Annotated in this window: 17 protein-coding genes and 3 pseudogenes; all 20 read right to left on the minus strand. The window is 44.1% G+C overall.

Annotation, left to right across the window (positions count from 1 at the left end; genetic code table 11):
* Window positions 1-11: 11 nt before the first annotated feature.
* The gene (locus tag FU659_RS15460; RefSeq protein ID WP_147948412.1) at window positions 12-251 is read right to left on the minus strand and encodes a YlzJ-like family protein; all 240 of its coding nucleotides are present in this window, start codon (window positions 249-251) and stop codon (window positions 12-14) included.
* Window positions 248-982 carry a ClpP family protease gene (locus FU659_RS15465; protein ID WP_147948413.1) on the minus strand — a complete coding sequence of 245 codons (735 nt, stop codon included), beginning with the start codon at window positions 980-982 and terminating at the stop codon, window positions 248-250. The genes FU659_RS15460 and FU659_RS15465 overlap by 4 nt, the downstream gene beginning before the upstream one ends.
* Window positions 983-1,215: 233 nt before the next feature.
* Window positions 1,216-2,892, minus strand: a complete 1,677-nt coding sequence (locus FU659_RS15470; protein WP_147948414.1) for a ribonuclease J — start codon at window positions 2,890-2,892, stop codon at window positions 1,216-1,218.
* A 171-nt stretch (window positions 2,893-3,063) separates the two neighbouring features.
* A pseudogene (gene dapA / locus FU659_RS15475) lies at window positions 3,064-3,926 on the minus strand (4-hydroxy-tetrahydrodipicolinate synthase).
* Window positions 3,927-3,947: 21 nt separating this feature from the next.
* Window positions 3,948-5,165, minus strand: a complete 1,218-nt coding sequence (gene dapG / locus FU659_RS15480; RefSeq protein WP_147948415.1) for an aspartate kinase — start codon at window positions 5,163-5,165, stop codon at window positions 3,948-3,950.
* 50 nt (window positions 5,166-5,215) lie between these two features.
* Window positions 5,216-6,250: pseudogene (locus FU659_RS15485) on the minus strand (aspartate-semialdehyde dehydrogenase); the annotation flags it as partial.
* A 39-nt stretch (window positions 6,251-6,289) separates the two neighbouring features.
* The gene (locus FU659_RS15490) at window positions 6,290-6,883 is read right to left on the minus strand and encodes a dipicolinate synthase subunit B (RefSeq protein ID WP_147948416.1); all 594 of its coding nucleotides are present in this window, start codon (window positions 6,881-6,883) and stop codon (window positions 6,290-6,292) included.
* Complete coding sequence (gene dpsA / locus FU659_RS15495) at window positions 6,880-7,779, minus strand: dipicolinate synthase subunit DpsA (protein ID WP_147948417.1); 900 nt, start codon at window positions 7,777-7,779, stop codon at window positions 6,880-6,882. The genes FU659_RS15490 and dpsA overlap by 4 nt, the downstream gene beginning before the upstream one ends.
* A 137-nt stretch (window positions 7,780-7,916) precedes the next feature.
* Window positions 7,917-8,387, minus strand: a complete 471-nt coding sequence (gene dut, locus FU659_RS15500; RefSeq protein WP_261807838.1) for a dUTP diphosphatase — start codon at window positions 8,385-8,387, stop codon at window positions 7,917-7,919.
* The gene (locus tag FU659_RS15505) at window positions 8,368-9,630 is read right to left on the minus strand and encodes a M16 family metallopeptidase (protein WP_147948418.1); all 1,263 of its coding nucleotides are present in this window, start codon (window positions 9,628-9,630) and stop codon (window positions 8,368-8,370) included. Before FU659_RS15505 ends, dut begins: the two co-directional genes overlap by 20 nt.
* Before the next feature lie 105 nt (window positions 9,631-9,735).
* Window positions 9,736-10,785, minus strand: coding sequence for a polysaccharide deacetylase family protein (locus FU659_RS15510; RefSeq protein WP_261807839.1), 1,050 nt, complete (start codon window positions 10,783-10,785; stop codon window positions 9,736-9,738).
* 154 nt (window positions 10,786-10,939) lie between these two features.
* On the minus strand, window positions 10,940-13,042 hold the full coding sequence (pnp, locus tag FU659_RS15515; RefSeq protein WP_147948419.1) for a polyribonucleotide nucleotidyltransferase: 2,103 nt from the start codon (window positions 13,040-13,042) through the stop codon (window positions 10,940-10,942).
* A gap of 269 nt (window positions 13,043-13,311) precedes the next feature.
* Entirely contained in the window at window positions 13,312-13,581 is a 270-nt protein-coding gene (gene rpsO / locus FU659_RS15520; protein WP_029195252.1) for a 30S ribosomal protein S15, read from the minus strand.
* A 167-nt stretch (window positions 13,582-13,748) separates the two neighbouring features.
* Window positions 13,749-14,684 carry a bifunctional riboflavin kinase/FAD synthetase gene (locus tag FU659_RS15525; RefSeq protein ID WP_147948420.1) on the minus strand — a complete coding sequence of 312 codons (936 nt, stop codon included), beginning with the start codon at window positions 14,682-14,684 and terminating at the stop codon, window positions 13,749-13,751.
* Between the two features lie 48 nt (window positions 14,685-14,732).
* Window positions 14,733-15,644, minus strand: coding sequence for a tRNA pseudouridine(55) synthase TruB (gene truB / locus FU659_RS15530; RefSeq protein ID WP_147948421.1), 912 nt, complete (start codon window positions 15,642-15,644; stop codon window positions 14,733-14,735).
* Complete coding sequence (locus FU659_RS15535; RefSeq protein WP_261807840.1) at window positions 15,641-16,642, minus strand: DHH family phosphoesterase; 1,002 nt, start codon at window positions 16,640-16,642, stop codon at window positions 15,641-15,643. The genes truB and FU659_RS15535 overlap by 4 nt, the downstream gene beginning before the upstream one ends.
* Window positions 16,639-16,998 carry a 30S ribosome-binding factor RbfA gene (gene rbfA, locus FU659_RS15540; protein ID WP_147948422.1) on the minus strand — a complete coding sequence of 120 codons (360 nt, stop codon included), beginning with the start codon at window positions 16,996-16,998 and terminating at the stop codon, window positions 16,639-16,641. The genes FU659_RS15535 and rbfA overlap by 4 nt, the downstream gene beginning before the upstream one ends.
* A 6-nt stretch (window positions 16,999-17,004) precedes the next feature.
* Window positions 17,005-19,952: pseudogene (gene infB, locus FU659_RS38315) on the minus strand (translation initiation factor IF-2).
* A complete protein-coding gene (locus FU659_RS15550; RefSeq protein WP_261807841.1) occupies window positions 19,942-20,271 on the minus strand; it encodes a L7Ae/L30e/S12e/Gadd45 family ribosomal protein in 330 nt (109 codons plus the stop codon). Before FU659_RS15550 ends, infB begins: the two are co-directional and overlap by 11 nt.
* Window positions 20,261-20,575 (minus strand): RNase P modulator RnpM, encoded by a 315-nt coding sequence (gene rnpM, locus FU659_RS15555; protein ID WP_147948424.1) that lies wholly within the window; start codon window positions 20,573-20,575, stop codon window positions 20,261-20,263. The genes FU659_RS15550 and rnpM overlap by 11 nt, the downstream gene beginning before the upstream one ends.

Raw genomic sequence — 20,575 nt, forward strand, 5'->3', positions numbered from 1 at the left:
AAGAACCTAGCTTAGATAGGTGAAATCCCCTCAAAAACCGGACTGTACGATATGATCGTTCCAGGTGTGTAATGAGCATTCAAATAGTCCTGCGGATTACAACTATACAACCGCACAATCCGAGCCTGAAAACCATTTATCGGTTCAATTTGCATAAAGACTCCCCCTTGCTCAATCTCCATATATCTCGGTTCAAAGGACTCCATGCCCTCGAAAATAACATCCATCGGGATGACAGAGTAATGGATCATTGCACGATTCCTCCGTTAGAAGTGGCTTTCTTATCCTCTATACGTTGATTCAGTTCTCGAATCGCATCACCAATACCACCGACCTGATTAATCAATCCATATTTGACAGCATCCCCGCCAATAACCGTTGTTCCAATATCCCGCGTTAATTCTCCTGTTTTAAACATCAGTTCTTTGAACTTATCTTCTGTCACATTGGAATGACGTGTGACGAAACGTACCACTCGCTCCTGCATTTTATCCAGATATTCAAACGTCTGCGGAACCCCGATAATCAATCCATTAAGGCGAATCGGATGTATCGTCATCGTTGCCGTTTCAGCAATAATCGAATAGTTTGCTGAGACGGCAATAGGGACACCTATGCTATGTCCACCCCCAAGCACTAACGTAACCGTTGGTTTGGATAAAGTCGCAATCATTTCAGCAATGGCAAGACCTGCCTCTACATCTCCGCCTACTGTGTTTAAAATGACCATAACCCCTTCTATCTTGGGGTTTTGTTCGGCAGCCACTAATTGCGGAATAATGTGTTCATACTTTGTCGTCTTATTCTGCGGAGGAAGAACCATATGCCCCTCCACTTGTCCAATTATGGTGAGACAGAAAATATTAGATTCGGTTGTTGGCGTAGTGGTTTGACCTAACTGTTGAATATTTTCTAAGACTTGGTTTTTCTTACCCTCTTCTGTTTCCGGCTCTTGTTGTTTCGGTTCTGTTGGTGCTGCCAATGAAATTCCTCCTTAGAATCATCTTTCTATAAGAAACTTGCTTAGCAATCATGCACATCGTTTTGTATGAACAAAACAAATCGCATGGGCAAGTGCTATTCATTATCTTCCATAGTATGAATAGTCTTGCTTTGTTTCATGCATCGGCAGCCTCGAAACAACATGAAAAAAGCTCCCTCCAATGACGGAAGAGAGCTTTACTATTTGCATAGGTTCAAGTGACTTGTTCGAGATTAGACCTCCATGATGATTGGTAAGATCATCGGTCTTCTTCTGGTTTGTTCATATAAAAATCGTCCAAGAACATCTTTCACGTTTGTTTTTAAAGATGCCCATTCATTTACATTTTCATTCATTAATTTCGTTAATGTATTCGTTACGATACGATTGGCTTCTTCCAAGAGGCCTTCGGATTCACGTACATAGACGAATCCTCTAGAGATAATATCCGGTCCGGATAAAATTTTGCCATCTTGCTTGCTGAGAGTAACTACGACCACAAGAATCCCGTCCTGAGACAGTAACTTACGGTCACGCAACACGATGTTGCCTACATCCCCAACGCCCAGTCCATCAATCAGAATGTTCCCACTTTGAACTTTTGATCCTTTGCGAGCTACACCATTTTGAATTTCAACTGTGTCACCAATTTCGCACATAAAAATATCTTCTTTAGCGATGCCGACAGATTCGGCTAAAATGGCGTGTTGACGCAGCATGCGATATTCACCATGAATCGGAATAAAATACTTAGGCTTTATAAGATTGAGCATCAATTTCAACTCTTCTTGACTGCCGTGACCAGATACATGAACCCCAGTAACTGAACCTGGACCATAGATCACATTAGCGCCAATACGGAAAAGCTCATCTACGGTACGTCCTACATAACGCTCATTCCCCGGAATCGGAGTTGCCGCGATAATAACTGTATCACCAGGTAAAATATCAATTTTACGGTGTGTGGAACGCGCCATCCTTGTAAGTGCGGACATCGGCTCGCCTTGGCTGCCTGTTGAAAGAATAACAACACGATCAGCAGCAAGCTTATTCACTTCTTCAGGCTCAATCAACATACCATCAGGAATGTGCAAATACCCAAGTTCACTCGCAATCGAGACCACATTAACCATGCTTCGACCGATCACCGTTACTTTACGATTCGTTGCTGCTGCAGCATCAAATACTTGTTGAACACGATGAATGTTCGAGGCGAATGTCGCAATGACTACGCGCTGCTTCGCTTTACGGAATACTTCCTCGATTTCTACGCCTACGCTTCTCTCAGAACCCGTATAACCCGGCCGTTCTGCATTCGTGCTGTCAGAAAGCAAGGCAAGAACGCCTTTCTTTCCGATCTCAGCCATACGGTGCAAGTCCGCATATTGATCATTAACAGGTGTTTGATCAAACTTAAAGTCACCTGTATGAACAACGACGCCTTCTGGTGTATCAAGAGCAACACCCACGGAGTCTGGAATACTGTGATTCGTTTTGAAAAATGTAGCCGTTAAAACGCCTAAAGGAAGAACAGATTCTGAATTAATCACGATCCGGTTCGTCGTTCCAAGCAGATTAGCTTCTTTAAGTTTTGCTTCAATAAGTCCCATTGTCAGCTTAGTTGCATAAAGGGGAACATTCAGATGCTTGAGTACATACGGCAAGCCGCCGATGTGATCCTCATGGCCGTGAGTGATAATAATTCCGCGTACTTTATCCCGATTCTCCGTTAAGTATCCGATATCTGGAATCACGATATCGATTCCCAGCATGTCCTCCTCTGGAAACTTCAAACCGCTATCAATCACAATAATATCGTTTCCATACTGCACGCAGTACATGTTCTTTCCGATTTCGCCCACGCCGCCAAGAGCGAAGATCAAAAGTTTATCAATATTTTTTTTGGACAAGAATATACCTCCTTCTTAGATTGGACGACGAATTTTAGATGATTAAACCGAACCAGTCACTTGCAACCATTATACATGAAGAAAAACAGCAAATACAAGTCGATACATGTTAGCTTTAGTTTTCCCAAAAAAAGAAAACCGATGCCGGAAGCACCGATTCATTAGGCGTTATCATTCAAAAAGTGATTGGATGAATTGTCCTTCTTGCTCGGATACGTGAACTAACGGAAGCCTTACGCCACCTGTTTGAATACCTTTCAGTCCCAAAGCGTGCTTAATTGGAGCAGGACTCGGTACACGGAAAATACCGGTAAACACAGGATGTAGCTTACGATGCAGTTCCGCTGCTTGCTGAATATTGCCTTCTAAATAATACTTTATCATAGATTGCATTTCTTTTCCAATCACATGACTTGCAACGCTTACAATTCCATAACAACCTACAGCTAAAGCAGGCAACGCACTGCTGTCATCGCCGCTATACACGACGAAACCAGGTGCAGCATCCGTAAGTATACGAGTCAATTGATCGGTATTGGCACAATCTTTGGTCGCTATAATATTCGAAATATAGGAAAGACGAATCGTCGTCTCTGCATCCAAATTTACACCCGTGCGTCCAGGCACATTGTAAAGCATGATGCCGACCTGTACAGCTTCAGCAACTGCTTTATAATGCTGGTACAGTCCTTCTTGTGAAGGACGGTTGTAATATGGCGCTACGATGAGTAAAGCATCGACGCAAGCTTTTCAACCGCTTGGGAAAAATGAATCGTATGCGCGGTGTCATTACTGCCGGTTCCTGCAATAATCTTGCAGCGTCCACGGGCATAACGAATGGATAATTCGATGAGCTTCAGTTTCTCTTCATCTGTTAAAGTTGGCGACTCTCCCGTCGTCCCACAAATAACGAGACTATCCGACTGCTGCTCATCGATCAAATAGTTGATCAATGGTTCTACTTGGTCCCAATTCACTTGCAATTGCTCGTCAAATGGCGTGACCATAGCTGTAATAACTCTTCCGAAATCCAACGTATACACCTCCTGAATCCTTTATTTATATAGATTAAACTTATGATGGAGCGCTCTAACTGCTTTAATCATGTCATTCCCTTGAACCAGTACCCAAATGGTTGTATTAGAATCCGCTGACTGAAGAATACCAATATCTTCATCGGTCAAGGCTTCAACAATGTGCGCCATGATGCCTGGGACACCATTCATACCGCCTCCGATGACAGACACCTTCGCACAACCACTCAAAGCCCTAGGCTCATAGCCCTGGCTTTTTAGCAGTTTAACTGCTCGCTCTGCTTCATAATCGAAAACTGTATAACAAACCCCAGAAGGGTTGACATTGATGAAATCAACACTTATTTGATGCTGCGCCATCGTCTTGAATACACGAAGTTGAAGGTCAAAATGCCCTTCAACCGCAGCGACTTGAATTTGCGTTATGTTAGCAAAATGAGCGATTCCTGTTACGAAACGATCTTTGACAGGATTAATCTCGTATTGGATCGCATCGGAAGCCGTAACCAGCGTCCCTTCTTCTTTGGAAAAAGTTGATCGTACACGAATCGGTATATTTGCTTGCATCGCAACTTCAACGGCACGTGGATGAATAACCTTGGCGCCATTATGCGCCATATTGCAAATTTCTGCAAAGCTTACATGAACTAGTGGCTTCGCATCCTCTACAATACGAGGATCTGCTGTTAATATCCCGTTTACATCGGTGAAGATATCCACCATTTCAGCCTTAAGTGCTGCACCTAGAGCAGTAGCGGATGTATCGCTGCCACCACGTCCAAGTGTCGTTAATTCTCCCTGGCTCGTCTTGCCTTGAAAACCAGTTACAATAACAATCTGATCTTGCTCTAACAACTCAATAATTCGACTTGGTTGCATGGCTATAATCTGTGCGTTACCAAATACATCGTTCGTAAGCAAGCCAGCTTGCCCACCTGTTAATACGGTAGAACGCATCCCTCTTGCTTGCAACAAACTGCTTAGATGTACAGCAGAAATTAATTCTCCGCAGCCCATCAGCATATCAAGCTCCCTCGCGGACAACCCCTCCCCGTTCTTACGAACGAGGTCAAGGAGCGTGTCAGTTGCGTAGGGTTCGCCTTTTCTTCCCATCGCGGATACAACAACAACTAATTTATAGACATTCGCTAGTGCATCTTGAATATGACCAATGACATGTTCTCTGGCGTGAGCGGTGGAAAGCGAAGTACCTCCAAATTTCTGTACAAGGATTCGCATGTGTTTCCCCCATATTCAATTACACTGTTGACTTCGCAGCCATGCTGATTTTATTGTTCTATAGCAATATATTCAGCAATTTGAACAGCATTCCAAGCAGCGCCTTTTAACAGATTATCAGAAACAATCCACATATTTAACGCTTTAGGATTACTCAAATCGCGACGAACACGACCTACGAATGTTTCAAGCTTACCAGCAGCATCAGTGGCAAGAGGGTACAACTGCTCTTCCGGGTTATCAAGAAGAACAATCCCTGGTGCATGAGCAAGCAAAGATTTCACTTCTTCAACATCGAAGTCTTCTTTTAACTCGACATAAACCGACTCCGAATGCCCGTAAACGACAGGAATACGTACACAAGTCGCCGTGACTTCGAGGGATTCATCACCCATGATTTTTTTGGTTTCTAGAATCATTTTCATTTCTTCATTCGTAAACCCATTATCAAGAAATTTATCAATCTGCGGAATCGCATTGAAAGCAATTTGGTGTTTAACAGGCAAGGAACCGACAGGCAAAATGTCTGGTTTTACATCGTTACCGTCCAGTACTTCTTTGGACTGTCTCAACATTTCATTGATCGCTTTGGCGCCAGCACCAGATACAGCTTGATACGTTGAAACGATGATTCGGGAAATGCCATAACGGTCATACAATGGTTTAAGCGCAGCAACCATTTGAATGGTCGAGCAATTAGGGTTAGCAATGATGCCTTTATGTTCATTAATTTTCTCAACATTAACTTCTGGTACAACAAGTGGCGTTTCTGGGTCCATACGATAAGCACTGGTGTTATCAATACAAATTGTGCCCGCTTTAACCGCATGCGGGGCGAGAGCTTTAGTGACATCTCCGCCAGCGCTAAATAAAGCAATATCGACGCCCTCAAAGCTCTCAGGTGTAGCTTCTTGAACCGTTACTTCTTGACCTTTGAATACCAACTTAACGCCCGCAGAGCGAGCGGAGGAAAGTAATTTCAGTTCCTTGATGGGGAAATTCCGTTCTTCTAGTAGACGAATAATTTGTTCTCCAACTGCGCCGGTGGCGCCTACAACTGCAACATTAAAAAGTTTCTGGTGCGACCATGTGCTGTCCTCTCCCCTTCAAGATGTGTATATGAATTAGTATTGAAATCTCTCAATAATCATCGGCTGCAACTGCTTACCTTCAAGTGCAGCTTCGCAGGCCTCCATAATCAAGTCCATCCGAGCAACCAACGAATTTGGTTTTGCTCCGGGTGCATCCTGACCATAAGGCACAAAATAAATATTTTTGGTTATTAAAAGCTTGGCGATATTCATCGCATTGAGTCCAAGTCCATCATTGGTCGAAATAGCCAAAACTAGTGGGCGAAGATTTCTCATTTGAGCTTTTGCCGCCATTAGTACCGGACTTTCCGTCAATGCATTTGCTAGCTTGCTAGTCGTGTTACCTGTACATGGTGCAATAACCATCACATCAAGCAGTTTGGATGGACCTAATGGTTCCGCATCAACAATCGTAGATATAATCTCATTGCCCGTAATATCTTTCAACTGCTGCTGCCAATCTGCCGACTTGCCAAAACGTGTGTCTGTCGTTAAGATTGTGTTCGACACAATCGGAATAACGCGTGCACCCGCCTCTACAAATCTCTTAATTTGAGGCATGACTTCTTCCAACGTGCAGTGAGAGCCAGTTAATGCATAACCGACCGTTTTCCCTTGCCAATTCATTCCACAACGCTCCTGTCTTTGAAGTCTTCCTCAATCAGCTGACTCAAAATGTTAGCCATGATGCGACCAGCTGTTTTAGGTGCGACGATGCCAGGTAAACCAGGCGCCAGCATCGCTTTAATGCCTCTTTTCTCGGCAAATCGGAAGTCCGTTCCACCGGGTTTAGAGGCCAAATCGATGATGAGCGCGCGATGTGGGATATTGGTAATAACTTGCGCTGTGACTATCATAGTCGGAATTGTGTTAAAAAGCAAGTCAATATTCCCCACTTCCGGGTACAAGTCCTTCGTATAAAAAGGCAGAAAACCCATCTCCCACGCCCGCGCATAATGCTCCGGCTTCCTTACGCCAATCTTAACGGTTGCACCTAATCCTTGCAGTGTTTTGGCCATTGTAAAACCTGTACGACCAAATCCGAGAACCATACATACGGAGCCGTGGATCGTGATATCCGTGTTCTGGATCGCCATCATTAGCGCTCCTTCAGCTGTAGGGATGGAATTGTAAATGGCTACATCATCCCGGTCAAACAATTCCACAACCTCTATCCCATGTGCAGAGCAAAGCTTTTTCAGGTAGTTCTTCGCCATTCCTGTATACACTTTGGCATGCTTGGGCAGCGAACTGATATGATCATCCGTCAGTTTCAACTCTTCGCTGGAAAAGATAGATTCCACTTGTCCTGAATCATCCGTACCTACGGCTGGTAATATAAGTACATCAATGGATTGCAGCAAGGCTGGGTCCATTTTAGCATTCGTAACTCCGCTAAACTGCCTGCCGAGATTGTCAAAGCCGATCAACGTCACTGTTGCATCAAGTTCGGTAAATTTCTGAATTACTTCAAGTTGCCGGGCGTCTCCACCCATGAAAGCAACCGAAATCCCAGTAAGCATTCTCGCTTACACCCCTTTCTCGGTCCGTTTCGATACGTTATAGTATGCGTACGCCTAAGGATGGGTGACTTCTTGACATACAGTTCCTAGGAATCAAAAAAGAACTCCTTCCAAAGAAGGAGTTCTGGGTTATTTACCTAAGACAGAAGCCAATTATCGACTGTGTGACCAAAACCTCCGGCACCGCGCACCGTCTCAGTCAATTCGTCAACTTCAGTGAGCTGAATCTGTGGTACGAGTTGAAATACCATTTGGGCGATGCGTTCATTTCGCTGAATGGTAAACGGTTCTTGCCCATGGTTAATCAACAACACTTTCACTTCGCCGCGGTAATCCGCATCGATCGTACCTGGCGAATTCAGCGTTGTAATCCCATGTTTATAAGCTAGCCCGCTCCGCGGACGAATTTGCGCTTCAAGCTCGGGCGGCATACTGAGCGCGAAGCCCGTAGGGATAAGCTGACGCTCTCCCGGGTTCAGTACGATCGGCTCACTGACCGCAGCATGAAGATCGAATCCGCTGGCAGCGGCAGACATTTTCTGTGGAAGAAGAATATCTTCTTGCCCGGATACCCTTTTTAGCTGTACATCATAGGGTAGAAGTGACAAGTTGATCCCTCCTAAAACTTGTAATGACATCATCCGAATTACCAACCATCGAGAGTGCAAACGGCGTAGAGAACAACGTTTTCGTCAGCTCCCGAATATGTTCCATTTGTACGCTTTCAATGCGTTCTATCATCTCATCAAGACTGTAATGCTTGCCTGTCATCAATTCATTTTTCCCAAAACGATTCATTCGGCTGCTTGTACTCTCAAGACTAAGAATTAAACTGCCCTTTAGCTGCTCTTTGCCTTTTTTCAGTTCGGAATCCGTCAAACCTTTGGCAGAAATATCATTTAATAGCTCCAAAGTTACTTTAAGCACTTCTTCCGTCTGTTTAGGGGCTGTTCCCGTATAAATGGTAAACATACCACTGTCGATGTGAGAAGAGTGATAGGAGTAAACCGAATAGGCAAGACCACGTTTCTCCCGAATTTCCTGAAACAGTCTCGAACTCATCCCGCCACCAATGGCATTGTTCAGTAAGACCATCGGGTACAAATTGTCTTCTTGCAGGGAAAGCCCGGGTAAAGAAAGACAAATATGATTTTGTTCCGTTTTCTTTGCATGGAAAATAAGATCACCTAGGAAGTCCGGAGCATCGTAACTCGTTTCTACGCCCGTTTGAGCAAATTGTCCGAAATGCTTCTCAATTAATTCACGCACACTGTCATCGATGTTACCGGCGATACTAAGGACTGTATTCTCGATATTGTAATGCTGTTTCATGTACGTTCGCAGATCATCGGACTTCATTTTGTCCAAATTTTCCTGAGTGCCTAATATCGTGTAACCTAAAGGATGAGATCCATATGAGGCTTTGGCCAACAAATCATGAACCAGATCATCCGGCGTATCTTCATACATGGATATCTCTTCATAAATCACATTTTTTTCTTTCTCCAACTCATGCTCATCAAAAGTTGATTGAAAAAACATGTCCGAAAGAACATCCATCGCAAGCGGTAAATGTTCATCGAGTACTTTTGCATAATAACAGGTATATTCCTTCGAAGTGAAGGCGTTCACATTCCCTCCGATGCCATCGAATATTTCTGCGATATCTTTGGCCGAATGCCGTTCGGTACCTTTGAACAGCATATGTTCAATAAAATGCGAAATGCCGTTATTTTCCTGTGATTCATTGCGTGAGCCTGTTTTTACCCAAATCCCGAACGTCACCGAACGAAAAGTAGGAATTTGTTCCATGACGACTCTCAAGCCATTATGTAAGCGGTATTTGATCACCAAGGTTCCTCCTCGAAATATAGCACCTAAAATCCTATTCCCCAATTATACTTACTTAGTCTAACAAAAATGTGTCCTCTACTCAACTTTGTATGTTTTCCCGCATTAATTTACGAACGAATGAGGATCTGAAACACGGTCGGAAGAAAGCAACTCCGTTACTGTACCGATTGTAAGACCTTTATTCTTAATCATACGAATCATCCCGTTTAACGCTTCACTCGAAGAGGATGTAGGATGCATTAGGATAAGGGAACCTGGTTCTACGCTTGTAGAAAGGCGCTGAAGGATACGTCCTGCCCCTGGATTTTTCCAATCGATGGTATCGAATGTCCATAAGACTGTCTTCAATTTGTGCTCAGCAGCTACTTGTATCGTTTCTTGATTAAAATAGCCCGAAGGTGGCGCAAATAATGTGTTAGTGACACCTAATTGTTGTTTCAATAAGTCTTCCGTTTTAGAAATTTCTTCTACCGCTTTACCACGATTTATTGTTCTCATGTCTTTATGTGAATACGCATGGTTGGACAACTCGTGGCCTTCGTCTTGGATCTTCTTGGCCATTTCAATATTTTTCTTCAACCATGAACCATCAAAGAAAAAAGTAGCATGCACATTTTCTTTCCGGAGTGTTTCTAATATACTGGGCAAATATTCATTTCCCCAAGCCACATTGATCATAAAGGAAACCATTGGCTTCATAGGATTCCCTTTATAGATAGGATTCGGACCCAGATCATCCAATTGAATACTTGGTTTTACTTCTTTCATCACAAAGGTAATCTTGCCAGGTGTCAAATGATGTTCCGCTAACCTTAACGTCTCATCAACATCCACCTCTAAACCATTATACCCAGGGATTGCCTTCCAGACTGGATCCACCTTTGCATTGATAGGTGCAATCTTACGTTTAGAAGCTTCAGCCTGAATGAGTTCTAGCAAATTAGTCCGATTCTGTTTAGTTACTTCCGCGCGAGTGTTTACAGCTGCTGATGCTGGAAGAGCTTCTTCCTCTTCCCAACTGCTCATTGCCGTATTAGCATAATACCCCAATTTGACCATATTTATATAAGTCCCTATGCTAGGGATTGCATCCAACGTAAGTATAACCATAGCAAAAAAACTTCCGAAAAGCAGCCATTTTTTGTTGAACATACGCATGTCCCCCTTATCCTTATTTCCTGATCTTATGCAGAAATGGACAAGAGTAGAACGAGCCATGTTTTCGTTGGTAGAAAAACAAAAAAGAGACAGATAGATCTGACTCTTTATCCGAACATATTCAAAATACGCTCACAAGTCACTCGGCTTAAGATTGGGCCGGGACTTGTGAAGTCAATGTTGCTTTACGGGAAAGATTAACTCTACCTTGTTGGTCGATCTCCGTTACTTTTACTGTGATTTGATCGCCGATATTCACGACATCTTCCACTTTTGCTACACGCTCTGTGGAAATTTGGGAAATGTGCACCAAGCCTTCTTTGCCAGGTAAAATTTCAACAAAGGCTCCGAATTTTTCAACACGTTTAACAGTACCCAGGTAGGTTTCACCTACGATAACCTCACGAACGATACCTTCAATGATCGAACGCGCTTTTTCATTCATCTCTTGATTAGAAGAAGCAATGAAAACACGGCCATCTTGCTCGATATCAATTTTCACGCCGGTTTCTTCAATAATTTTATTGATGATTTTACCGCCTGCGCCAATCACATCGCGAATTTTATCCGGGTTAATTTGCATCGTAAGAATTTTCGGTGCATATTTAGACAACGTTTGTTTAGGCGTATCAATACGTGATAACATTTTCCCCAAAATATGCAGACGGCCTTCTTTTGCTTGCTGCAACGATTGTTGTAAAATGCTACGATCAATTCCGTCAATTTTGATGTCCATTTGCAGGGCAGTTATACCTGCTGCCGTACCGGCAACTTTAAAGTCCATATCTCCAAGGTGATCTTCCATCCCTTGAATATCAGATAGGATAGAGAAATGATCTCCGTCTTTGATCAAACCCATTGCTATCCCGGCTACTGGAGCTTTAATCGGTACCCCTGCGTCCATAAGAGCAAGTGTACTTGCGCAAATACTTGCTTGGGAAGTGGAGCCATTGGATTCCAACACTTCGGAAACCAAACGAATTGTGTAAGGGAAATCTACTTCATTAGGAATGATTGGTTCTAAAGCTCTTTCACCTAATGCGCCATGTCCAATTTCACGTCGACCCGGTGGACGTAGAGGTCTTGCTTCACCTACTGAAAATGGAGGGAAATTGTAATGATGCATGAAACGTTTCGTTTCCGTCAAATCCAACCCATCGAGGATCTGAACATCACCTAGTGCGCCTAGTGTACAAATGCTTAATGCTTGTGTTTGACCACGTGTGAACAAACCTGAGCCATGTGTACGCGGCAACAAATCAATATCACAATCAATCGCGCGAATTTCTTCCGGTTTCCGTCCATCAGGTCTCACTTTATCGTGTGTGATCAAGCGACGAACTTCTTCTTTGACGATATCATATAAAGTTTCTTTCACATCACCAAGCAAACCAGGTGTTTCTGCATAAACAGCTGTAAAATGTTCCACAGCCTCTGCATTAACAACATCGATTGCTTCTTGACGAGCATGTTTTTCTGGAATTTTAATAGCATCAACCAGTCTTGCTTGTGCGAAATCACGAACAGCTTGATTAACTTCTGCATCGACGGTGTGAAGCTTAACTTCCATTTTCGGTTTGCCGGCTTGTCCAACAAGCTCTTCGATAACGGCAACAATCTTACGGATTTCATCATGTCCGAACATAATGGCTTCGAGTACAACTTCCTCGGAAACCTCATTGGCGCCAGCTTCTACCATCATAATTGCGTCTTTCGTACCGGCAACAGTCAAATGAATATCACTTTTCTCAGCGATTTCACCCGTCGGATTAATGACGAATTGACCATCCACACGTCCAACGATGACGCCGCCAACTGGACCGTTGAAAGGGACATCAGAAATCGCCAAAGCTGCGGAAGTACCAATCATAGCCGCGATTTCCGGCGGACACTCTTGATCCACGCTCATTACGATCGAAACGATTTGGACATCGTTACGGAAGCCTTCCGGAAACAACGGACGAATCGGACGGTCTGTTAAACGGCTGGATAGAATGGCCTTTTCACTGGGACGTCCTTCCCGTTTAATGAAACCTCCGGGAATTTTACCAACGGAATACAATCTTTCTTCGTAATTAACGGTTAACGGGAAGAAATCTAAATCTTTCGGTCCGCTTGATGCGGTAACTGTACTAAGTACGACCGTATCCCCATAACGTACGGTAACAGCCGCATTAGCTTGTTTGGCAAGTCTGCCCGTTTCAAGAATAAACGGTTTGCCGCCAAGCTCCATTTGTACCCTTTTCTCCATAAAATCCTCCTAAGAAACTTTAATTTCATTTCATATGTGTGTGATAAACATTCACAGTGAGGAAAGTCCATTTGCCCTCATCTTATCATGCTGCGTATGTATCCAAATGCTGCCTATAGATGGAGTAATCCTCTAATTCTGCGTTATGTCTAGTATTTCCTTCTTTTTACCTATTTAAAATACAAGAAAAAGCAACCTTGTTGACCACTCTCCACCCAGCTCTTATCAAGCCCAGCAAAGGAGCAACAGGTTGCTTCTCATTGTCGGTTTTATCGACGCAAGCCAAGCTTTTCAATCAAAGCACTGTAACGGCTCACATCTTTGTTCTTCACATATGCTAGCAGCTTACGGCGTTGTCCAACCATTTTGAGCAAACCACGGCGGGAGTGATGATCTTTCTTGTGAGTCCGCAGATGATTTGTCAGGTTGACAATGTTTTCCGTAAGGATAGCTACCTGTACCTCTGGAGAACCAGTATCGGTATCATGTACTTTGTGAGTTTGGATCAATTGCGTTTTACGCTCTTGAGTTAATGCCATCCTTGTTCACCTCCTAAATTCGTTAGTATCCCCACAGCCTAGAAAACGCCGGTGATAGCGTGAGTCCAAGCTAAGGTTCATGCCTAGAATGAATACTTCCATTTGGCAACGTTATTCAGTATATCACATTCGTCTAGTAGAAGTAAATGCTTGTTTGCATCTGCTTCCTACAGTATTTCTTTTGCCTTGTTGACGTCTAGCTTAATTTGAGCAACAAGTTCATCAATTGAAGTAAATTTACGCTCTTTGCGAAGAAACGAAATAAATTCAACGGTCATGCGCTCTCCATAAATTTGTTCAGAGAAATCAAATAAATGAGCTTCATAGGATGGTTTCAACTCGCCGGTTGTGAAAGTCGGCTTAACGCCGATATTCATAACCCCATTGTAGCTTTCGCCATTAACTTGCGCTCTTATCGCATAAACGCCATTAGTCGGAACTACATAGTCATCGACTAATTGAAGATTTGCTGTTGGAAAGCCGATTGTGCGTCCACGCTTCTCTCCATCGATCACTATACCGCTCACACTGTAAGGGCGGCCTAACAATTGCGTCACTGTGTCAATATTCCCCTGTTGTAAGGCTTCACGAATGAAAGTACTGCTCACTTTTTCACCATCCATATGAAAGGGTCTCACCACTTCTACAGAAAATTTGCCGTGACTCAGCTCACAGAGCGAATCCGGTGTACCTTTACCTTGAAAACCAAACGTAAAATCAAATCCGCAAATGACGCTGTTCACACCAAGAAGATGAAGAACCTGATCAACGAACTGCTCCGGAGATAACCGCATTAAAGAAGCGTCAAATGTGACGATATACACGTGGCTCACACCGAGAGAAGCGAAAAGCTCCATCTTTTTATCCATCGGCGTCAATAGCTCGATATATTTATCTTGACCCATTACAGCTCTCGGGTGAGGATGAAAGGTCATTATGGCCGATGGTAAACCAAGATTCTTGGCCGTACGCAGAGCGCGCCCGATTACTTCCTGATGACCTCTGTGCACACCGTCAAAATCACCAATCGCCACTACTTGTTCTCCCACAAATAGGTTCGATGCATCCAAATCAATGGGATATGATATCGGTATTATTTTCATATAAGTTCAATTCACCTACCCATTTCAACCCATCCCATAGAGTTAAATTTAAAGAAAGACTTTGGCTGGGACCAGGATTTGGCTTGCACTTTTCCATTCAAAGAGACCAAGAAAACGATCATCCGGCGCATAGGCACGGAATATTGTTTGTGAGGAATCCGCATGAATCCGATCCGCAGACATAGCTATTCTCTTACCTTGCACCACATGCACTGATTCCATTTCATTAAGTGTAATGGAAGGTATGTGGGCAATCGCCTGATCCATTGGGATCATATGCTCTTGCAGCGAACCCTGGGAATTATAATGCTTGATCTGATCAAAGGACAAGCACTGCTCCTGACGAAGACTGCCTGTTGAAGTTCGTATCAAACTTTTCATTACCGCGGGATAGCCAAGCGCCTTACCGATATCTACACATAAGGTCCTTATATAGGTCCCCTTCGAGCAGGTAACACGAAATTGAATTTCAGGATGCTGCTGCTCCAGATCGAGATGCATAATTTCCATGTCGTGTATCGTCACTTTACGCGACTTCCGCTCCACTTCTTTACCCTCTCTGGCTAATTCATAGAGCCGCTTCCCATCTACTTTAACGGCAGAAAACATAGGTGGCACCTGTTCAATTTCACCAACGAAAGACAGCAGAACATCCATCACACGTTTTTCGTCGAGAACGACTTGATCAACTTCTTCCAAAACTTTTCCAGTCATATCTTCCGTATCTGTAGAAAGACCAATACGAAGTACGGCTTCATATTGTTTAGGAAGCTCTTGAATGTATTCAACCATTCGGGTTGCGCGACCAATGCATAAAGGTAGAACCCCTGTTACTTGAGGGTCAAGCGTTCCCGTATGTCCAATTCGTTTGATTCCTAAAATGCCTCTTACTTTGGCTACAACATCGTGAGAGGTAAAGCCTTCCGGTTTCCAAACAGGCAATATGCCTTCTAGCGTCATATCAGTTCTTTCCCTACTTCCTCAACCATTCTGACTATTGCGTCTTCCAGCGTTCCCTTTAAAGTACATCCAGCTGCGCGAACATGTCCGCCGCCGCCCAAAGACTGAGCAATGGCAGCCACATCGACGCCTCCTGACGAACGAAGACTTACTTTAATAACGCCAGATGCTTTCTCTTTGAATAGCATACCCACTTCAACGCCTTCGACATTGCGTGGATAATTGACCAATCCATCCAAATCATCGCTTGAAGCACCCGTCTGATCGAGATCCGCCAAAGAAACGGCAAGCCAAGCTATTTTGCGATTTGAAGCAAAGGAAAGCGTGGATAAAGCCCTTTGAAGGAGTACAATTTGCGAATATGTAACCCTCTCCAGTACTTGCTCGGCAATTTCAGCCCCTTGAACACCTAGTGCCAGCAGCGTTGCGCCCATCTGCAACACTTCAGGCGAAGTGTTTGAATACCGAAAGCCACCCGTATCCGTAAGCAATCCTGTATAAATGCAATTTCCAAAAGCCAAACTTGGCGTTAATTTTAGATGGATAGCCAGATCATACAAAATTTGGACCGTAGCAGCAGCATCCGGCTTAATCAAATGACATGAACCAAATCTATCATTCGTTGGATGGTGATCTATATTGAGCAACGCTATTTGGTCGTCAAAAAGAGTGCTGATCTTGCCCATTCTGGAAAAATCAGCACAATCCACACTTATTATAGTTTGATAACGTCTATTCGAAGACTCTTTATTAAAATCGATAACCTGATCGCTTTCTGGTAAATAAGAAAACTTTGAGGGCATAGAGCCCTCATTAATCATGGTGTACGACTTCCCGAGCTGTTTTAGAATCCAACCCGTTGCATACGTAGAACTGGCGGCATCTCCATCCGGTTGGATGTGAGACACCACCAGGAAATCATCATGCTGCTCGATAAACTTAGCAGCTGTTTCCAGCTGCTGACTGTACTCGCGGGCATGGCTCATTCCACTGCTCATACGTTTGTGTTTCCTTCCTGATTAAGCTTATGCAGCAAGTTATCAATGTGGCTTCCATAATCAATGGAAGCATCAAACTTGAATTGCAGTTCAGGAACTTTACGTAAACGAATTCGTTTACCCAGTTCAGATCGAATAAAACCCGTACCTACAGAAAGGGCTTTAAGTGTCGCCGCTTTCTGTTCATCCGTTCCCAAAACACTTAGAAAAACACGTGCCAAGGATAAATCGTTCGTCACTTCCACGCCTGTAACTGTTAAGAATCCAACTCGCGGATCTTTCAACTCAGACTGAACGATTTGGCTTAATTCTTTCTTAATTTGCTCGCCAACTCGACCTACACGAACTCTAGCCATTTGTTATCACCTCTCAACGGATTCCATGATGAAGGCCTCAATAATGTCTCCTTCTTTAATATCATGATAACGCTCCAGAGATATACCACATTCATAGCCTTGTGCCACTTCTTTTTGATCATCCTTAAATCGTTTCAAGGAATCAATTTTACCTTCATGAACAACGATGCCGCTACGGATCAAACGCGTTTGTGCATTACGAGCAATTTTACCCGAAATAATCATACAACCCGCGATCGTACCGGAGCCTGTAATTTTAAAGACATTACGTACTTCCGCTTGACCCAGTACCGTTTCTTTGAAGATTGGATCCAACATGCCTTTCATCGCTTGTTCAATCTCTTCAATTACGTTGTAAATGATGTTATGGAGTCTGATGTCCACTTTTTCTTGATCTGCTGTCGCTTTAGCGGCAGATTCAGGTCGAACGTTAAATCCAATAATAATCGCATTGGAAGCAGATGCCAAAATGATATCGGACTCGGTAATCGTACCTACACCGTTATGAAGTATTTTGACGCGCACGCCTTCGACTTCGATCTTTTCAAGTGAACTTTTCAATGCTTCAACAGAGCCTTGAACGTCACCTTTAATGATTACATTCAAATCTTTGACTTCGCCATCTTTGATATGTTTAAAGAGATCATCCAAGGTTACGCGAGTGTTAGCTCCCATCTCGGATTGGCGCAATGCGATCGAACGACGATCAGCAATGTCTCTTGCTTTGCGCTCATCTTCATAAGCAAGGAATGGATCTCCGGCTTGTGGAACCTCAGTTAAACCTGTAATTTCGATTGGTGTTGAAGGACCAGCTTCTTTCAGACGCTTCCCTTTGTCGTTGACCATCGATCTGACACGGCCAAAACACACACCGGCTACGAAACTGTCGCCAACTTTCAAAGTACCGTGTTGAATCAAGATACGGGCAACTGGACCTCTGCCTTTATCAAGCTCAGCTTCAATAACGGTTGCTCTTGCACGTTTGTTCGGGTTAGCTTTGTACTCTTGTACTTCAGCTACAAGCAAGATCATCTCTAAGAGATTCTCAAGTCCAATACGTTGTTTTGCGGAAATTTCGCAGAAAATCGTATCGCCGCCCCACTCTTCCGGAACTAATTCATAAGCCGTTAAGGCTTGTTTAATTTGATCTGGATTTGCGCCTTCTTTATCAATCTTATTTACGGCAACAATGATGGGAACACCGGCAGCTTGGCATGGTTAATAGCTTCGACTGTTTGTGGCATAACACCGTCATCTGCTGCAACAACGATAATCGTAATATCCGTTACTTGAGCACCGCGGGCACGCATAGTTGTGAACGCTTCGTGACCAGGAGTATCCAGGAACGTAATTTTCTTATGGTTAACTTCAACTTGATAAGCACCAATATGTTGTGTGATCCCGCCAGCTTCGCCTTCGGTAACACTCGTTTTACGAATCGCATCCAGCAAAGTAGTTTTACCATGATCGACGTGACCCATAATGGTTACAACCGGTGGACGTTCCAATAGATCAGCTTCGTCATCGATCTCTTCAAAAGTCTCGAAGTTATCTTCTTCCACTTTAATCTTGATTTCGACTTCGACGCCAAACTCAGAAGCAATCAATTGGATAGCTTCAAGATCAAGCTCTTGATTAATTGTGGCCATTGTTCCTAAGAATAATAGTTTTTTGATAACCTCAGAAGCATCTTTATGAAGCAGCTTTGCCGTTTCACCAACAGTCATTGTGCCACGCACAATAATTTTCTTAGGTGTATTATCCACTTTTTCTTTCTTAACTGTATCTTGCTGGTATCTGCCTCTGTTGTTTCCGCGTTGGTTGCCTCTGTTTTGCCCACCAGGACCACGGTTACCGCCAGAACGATTATCATCGAAACGTTTAGGTGTAGGTTTGGATTTCTTGGTTGTAATTACACCTGCTTTAGCTGCAGCATCGTCCAATTCTGCTGCCGTTGCTCCAACATGGAATTGTGGTTTTGCTTCTTGAACGACGGGTCTTCCGCTTTGATTGTTGTTTCGGTTATCAAACGGCTTGGTCGGACGACCCGGGCCTGCATTGCGACTAGGACCTGCACCTTGTGGACGGCCGCTGTTCGCGCTTTGACCGTTACCAGCCCCTTGACCCCCGCTGCCCGTATTTGGACGTGAGCCTGCATAATTGCTGCTAGGACGATTGCCGCTGCCTTGACCTGAACCCTGGCTGCCTGGGCGCTGGCTATTATAGCCTGTACCGCCACTTGAGCTGCCTGGACGCTGGTCATTGGAGCGGAAAGGAGGTCTGTCGCCTGAGCGTTGTCCTTGACCTTGACTTGTTCCTTGACTACTTGGACGTTGTCCGCCTTGACCTTGATAACCCGGGCGTTGTCCTTGACCTTGGCTTGATCCTTGGCCCGCTGGACGTTGTCCACCTTGACCTTGATAACCCGTACGTTGTCCGCCTTGGCTTGATCCTTGGCTGCTTGGACGTTGTCCGCTTTGCCCTTGACCACTTGGTCTTTGATCACGTTGTGGCTGAGCAGGGCGACTTGCTACATATTGATCATCTGCACGCTTAGGAGCTTGCCCTTGCGTTGTTGTTGCGTCGGACTGTTGTGACACAACACCTGATTGGGTTGTGCTGGTTGATTGTTCTGAGGCAACAGGCGTAGTAGCCGATGTTGCAGCACCTTTATTCTCTTGTGCTGGAGCCTGCGAAGCAGGTTTCTGATTCGTCGTAGATGAACTCACATTTCCTCCGTCCGTAGCTGCTCGTTTGGCAGCCGCATTGGCTTTAATATCACGAAAAAACTTTTCTACACTGCTTACCGCGTCATTTTCCATCACACTCATATGATTGTTGACAGGTATGTTTAATCTCTTGAGAATTGTAATAATCTCTTTGCTGCTCATATTGAGTTGTTTGGCGTATTCGTAAACACGGGTTTTATCTTTATTATCTTGTTTATTGGTCAATATGTTCCACCTCCGCAGGATTTACTTGACTCTTCTGCAGCATCTGCGCGAAGCCTCCGTCCAATACACCTATGGTGACACGCATCTCTTTTCCAATGCTGCGACCCAATTCATACTTCGTGCCTATTTCCATGAGTCTTACCCCATAAAACTGACACTTATCTTGAAATTTCTTACGCGTATTGGCCGAAGCATCCTCCGCCATAATGACAAGTTTGGCTTCCCCAGAGCGAATCGCTTTAAACACGCCTTCGTCACCGGTAACAAGCTTACCAGCCCGCATCGCCAACCCTAATTGGGATAAAAATTTAGGATTCATCTTCGGATTCCTCCTCTTTGGAAGAGAGGAACTCATCTTCTACACGAATGAAATCTTGTTCCAGTTGGTCGTAGATGTCTGCGCCTACGGCATGTTTAAGCGCCCGGTCAAGGGCTTTGCTCTTTTTGGCCAATTTAAAACAAGAAACCTTACCGCACAGGTAGGCACCGCGCCCGGATTTCTTCCCTTTGAGATCAATGAGAATGTCATCCTCAGGCGTTTTGACGATGCGGATCAATTCCCTCTTCGGCATCATTTCCTGGCAGGCCACGCATTTTCTCAGAGGGATTTTTCTCTGCTTCAT

Source organism: Paenibacillus sp. N3.4 (assembly GCF_008017805.1).
GTDB lineage: Bacteria > Bacillota > Bacilli > Paenibacillales > NBRC-103111 > Paenibacillus_E.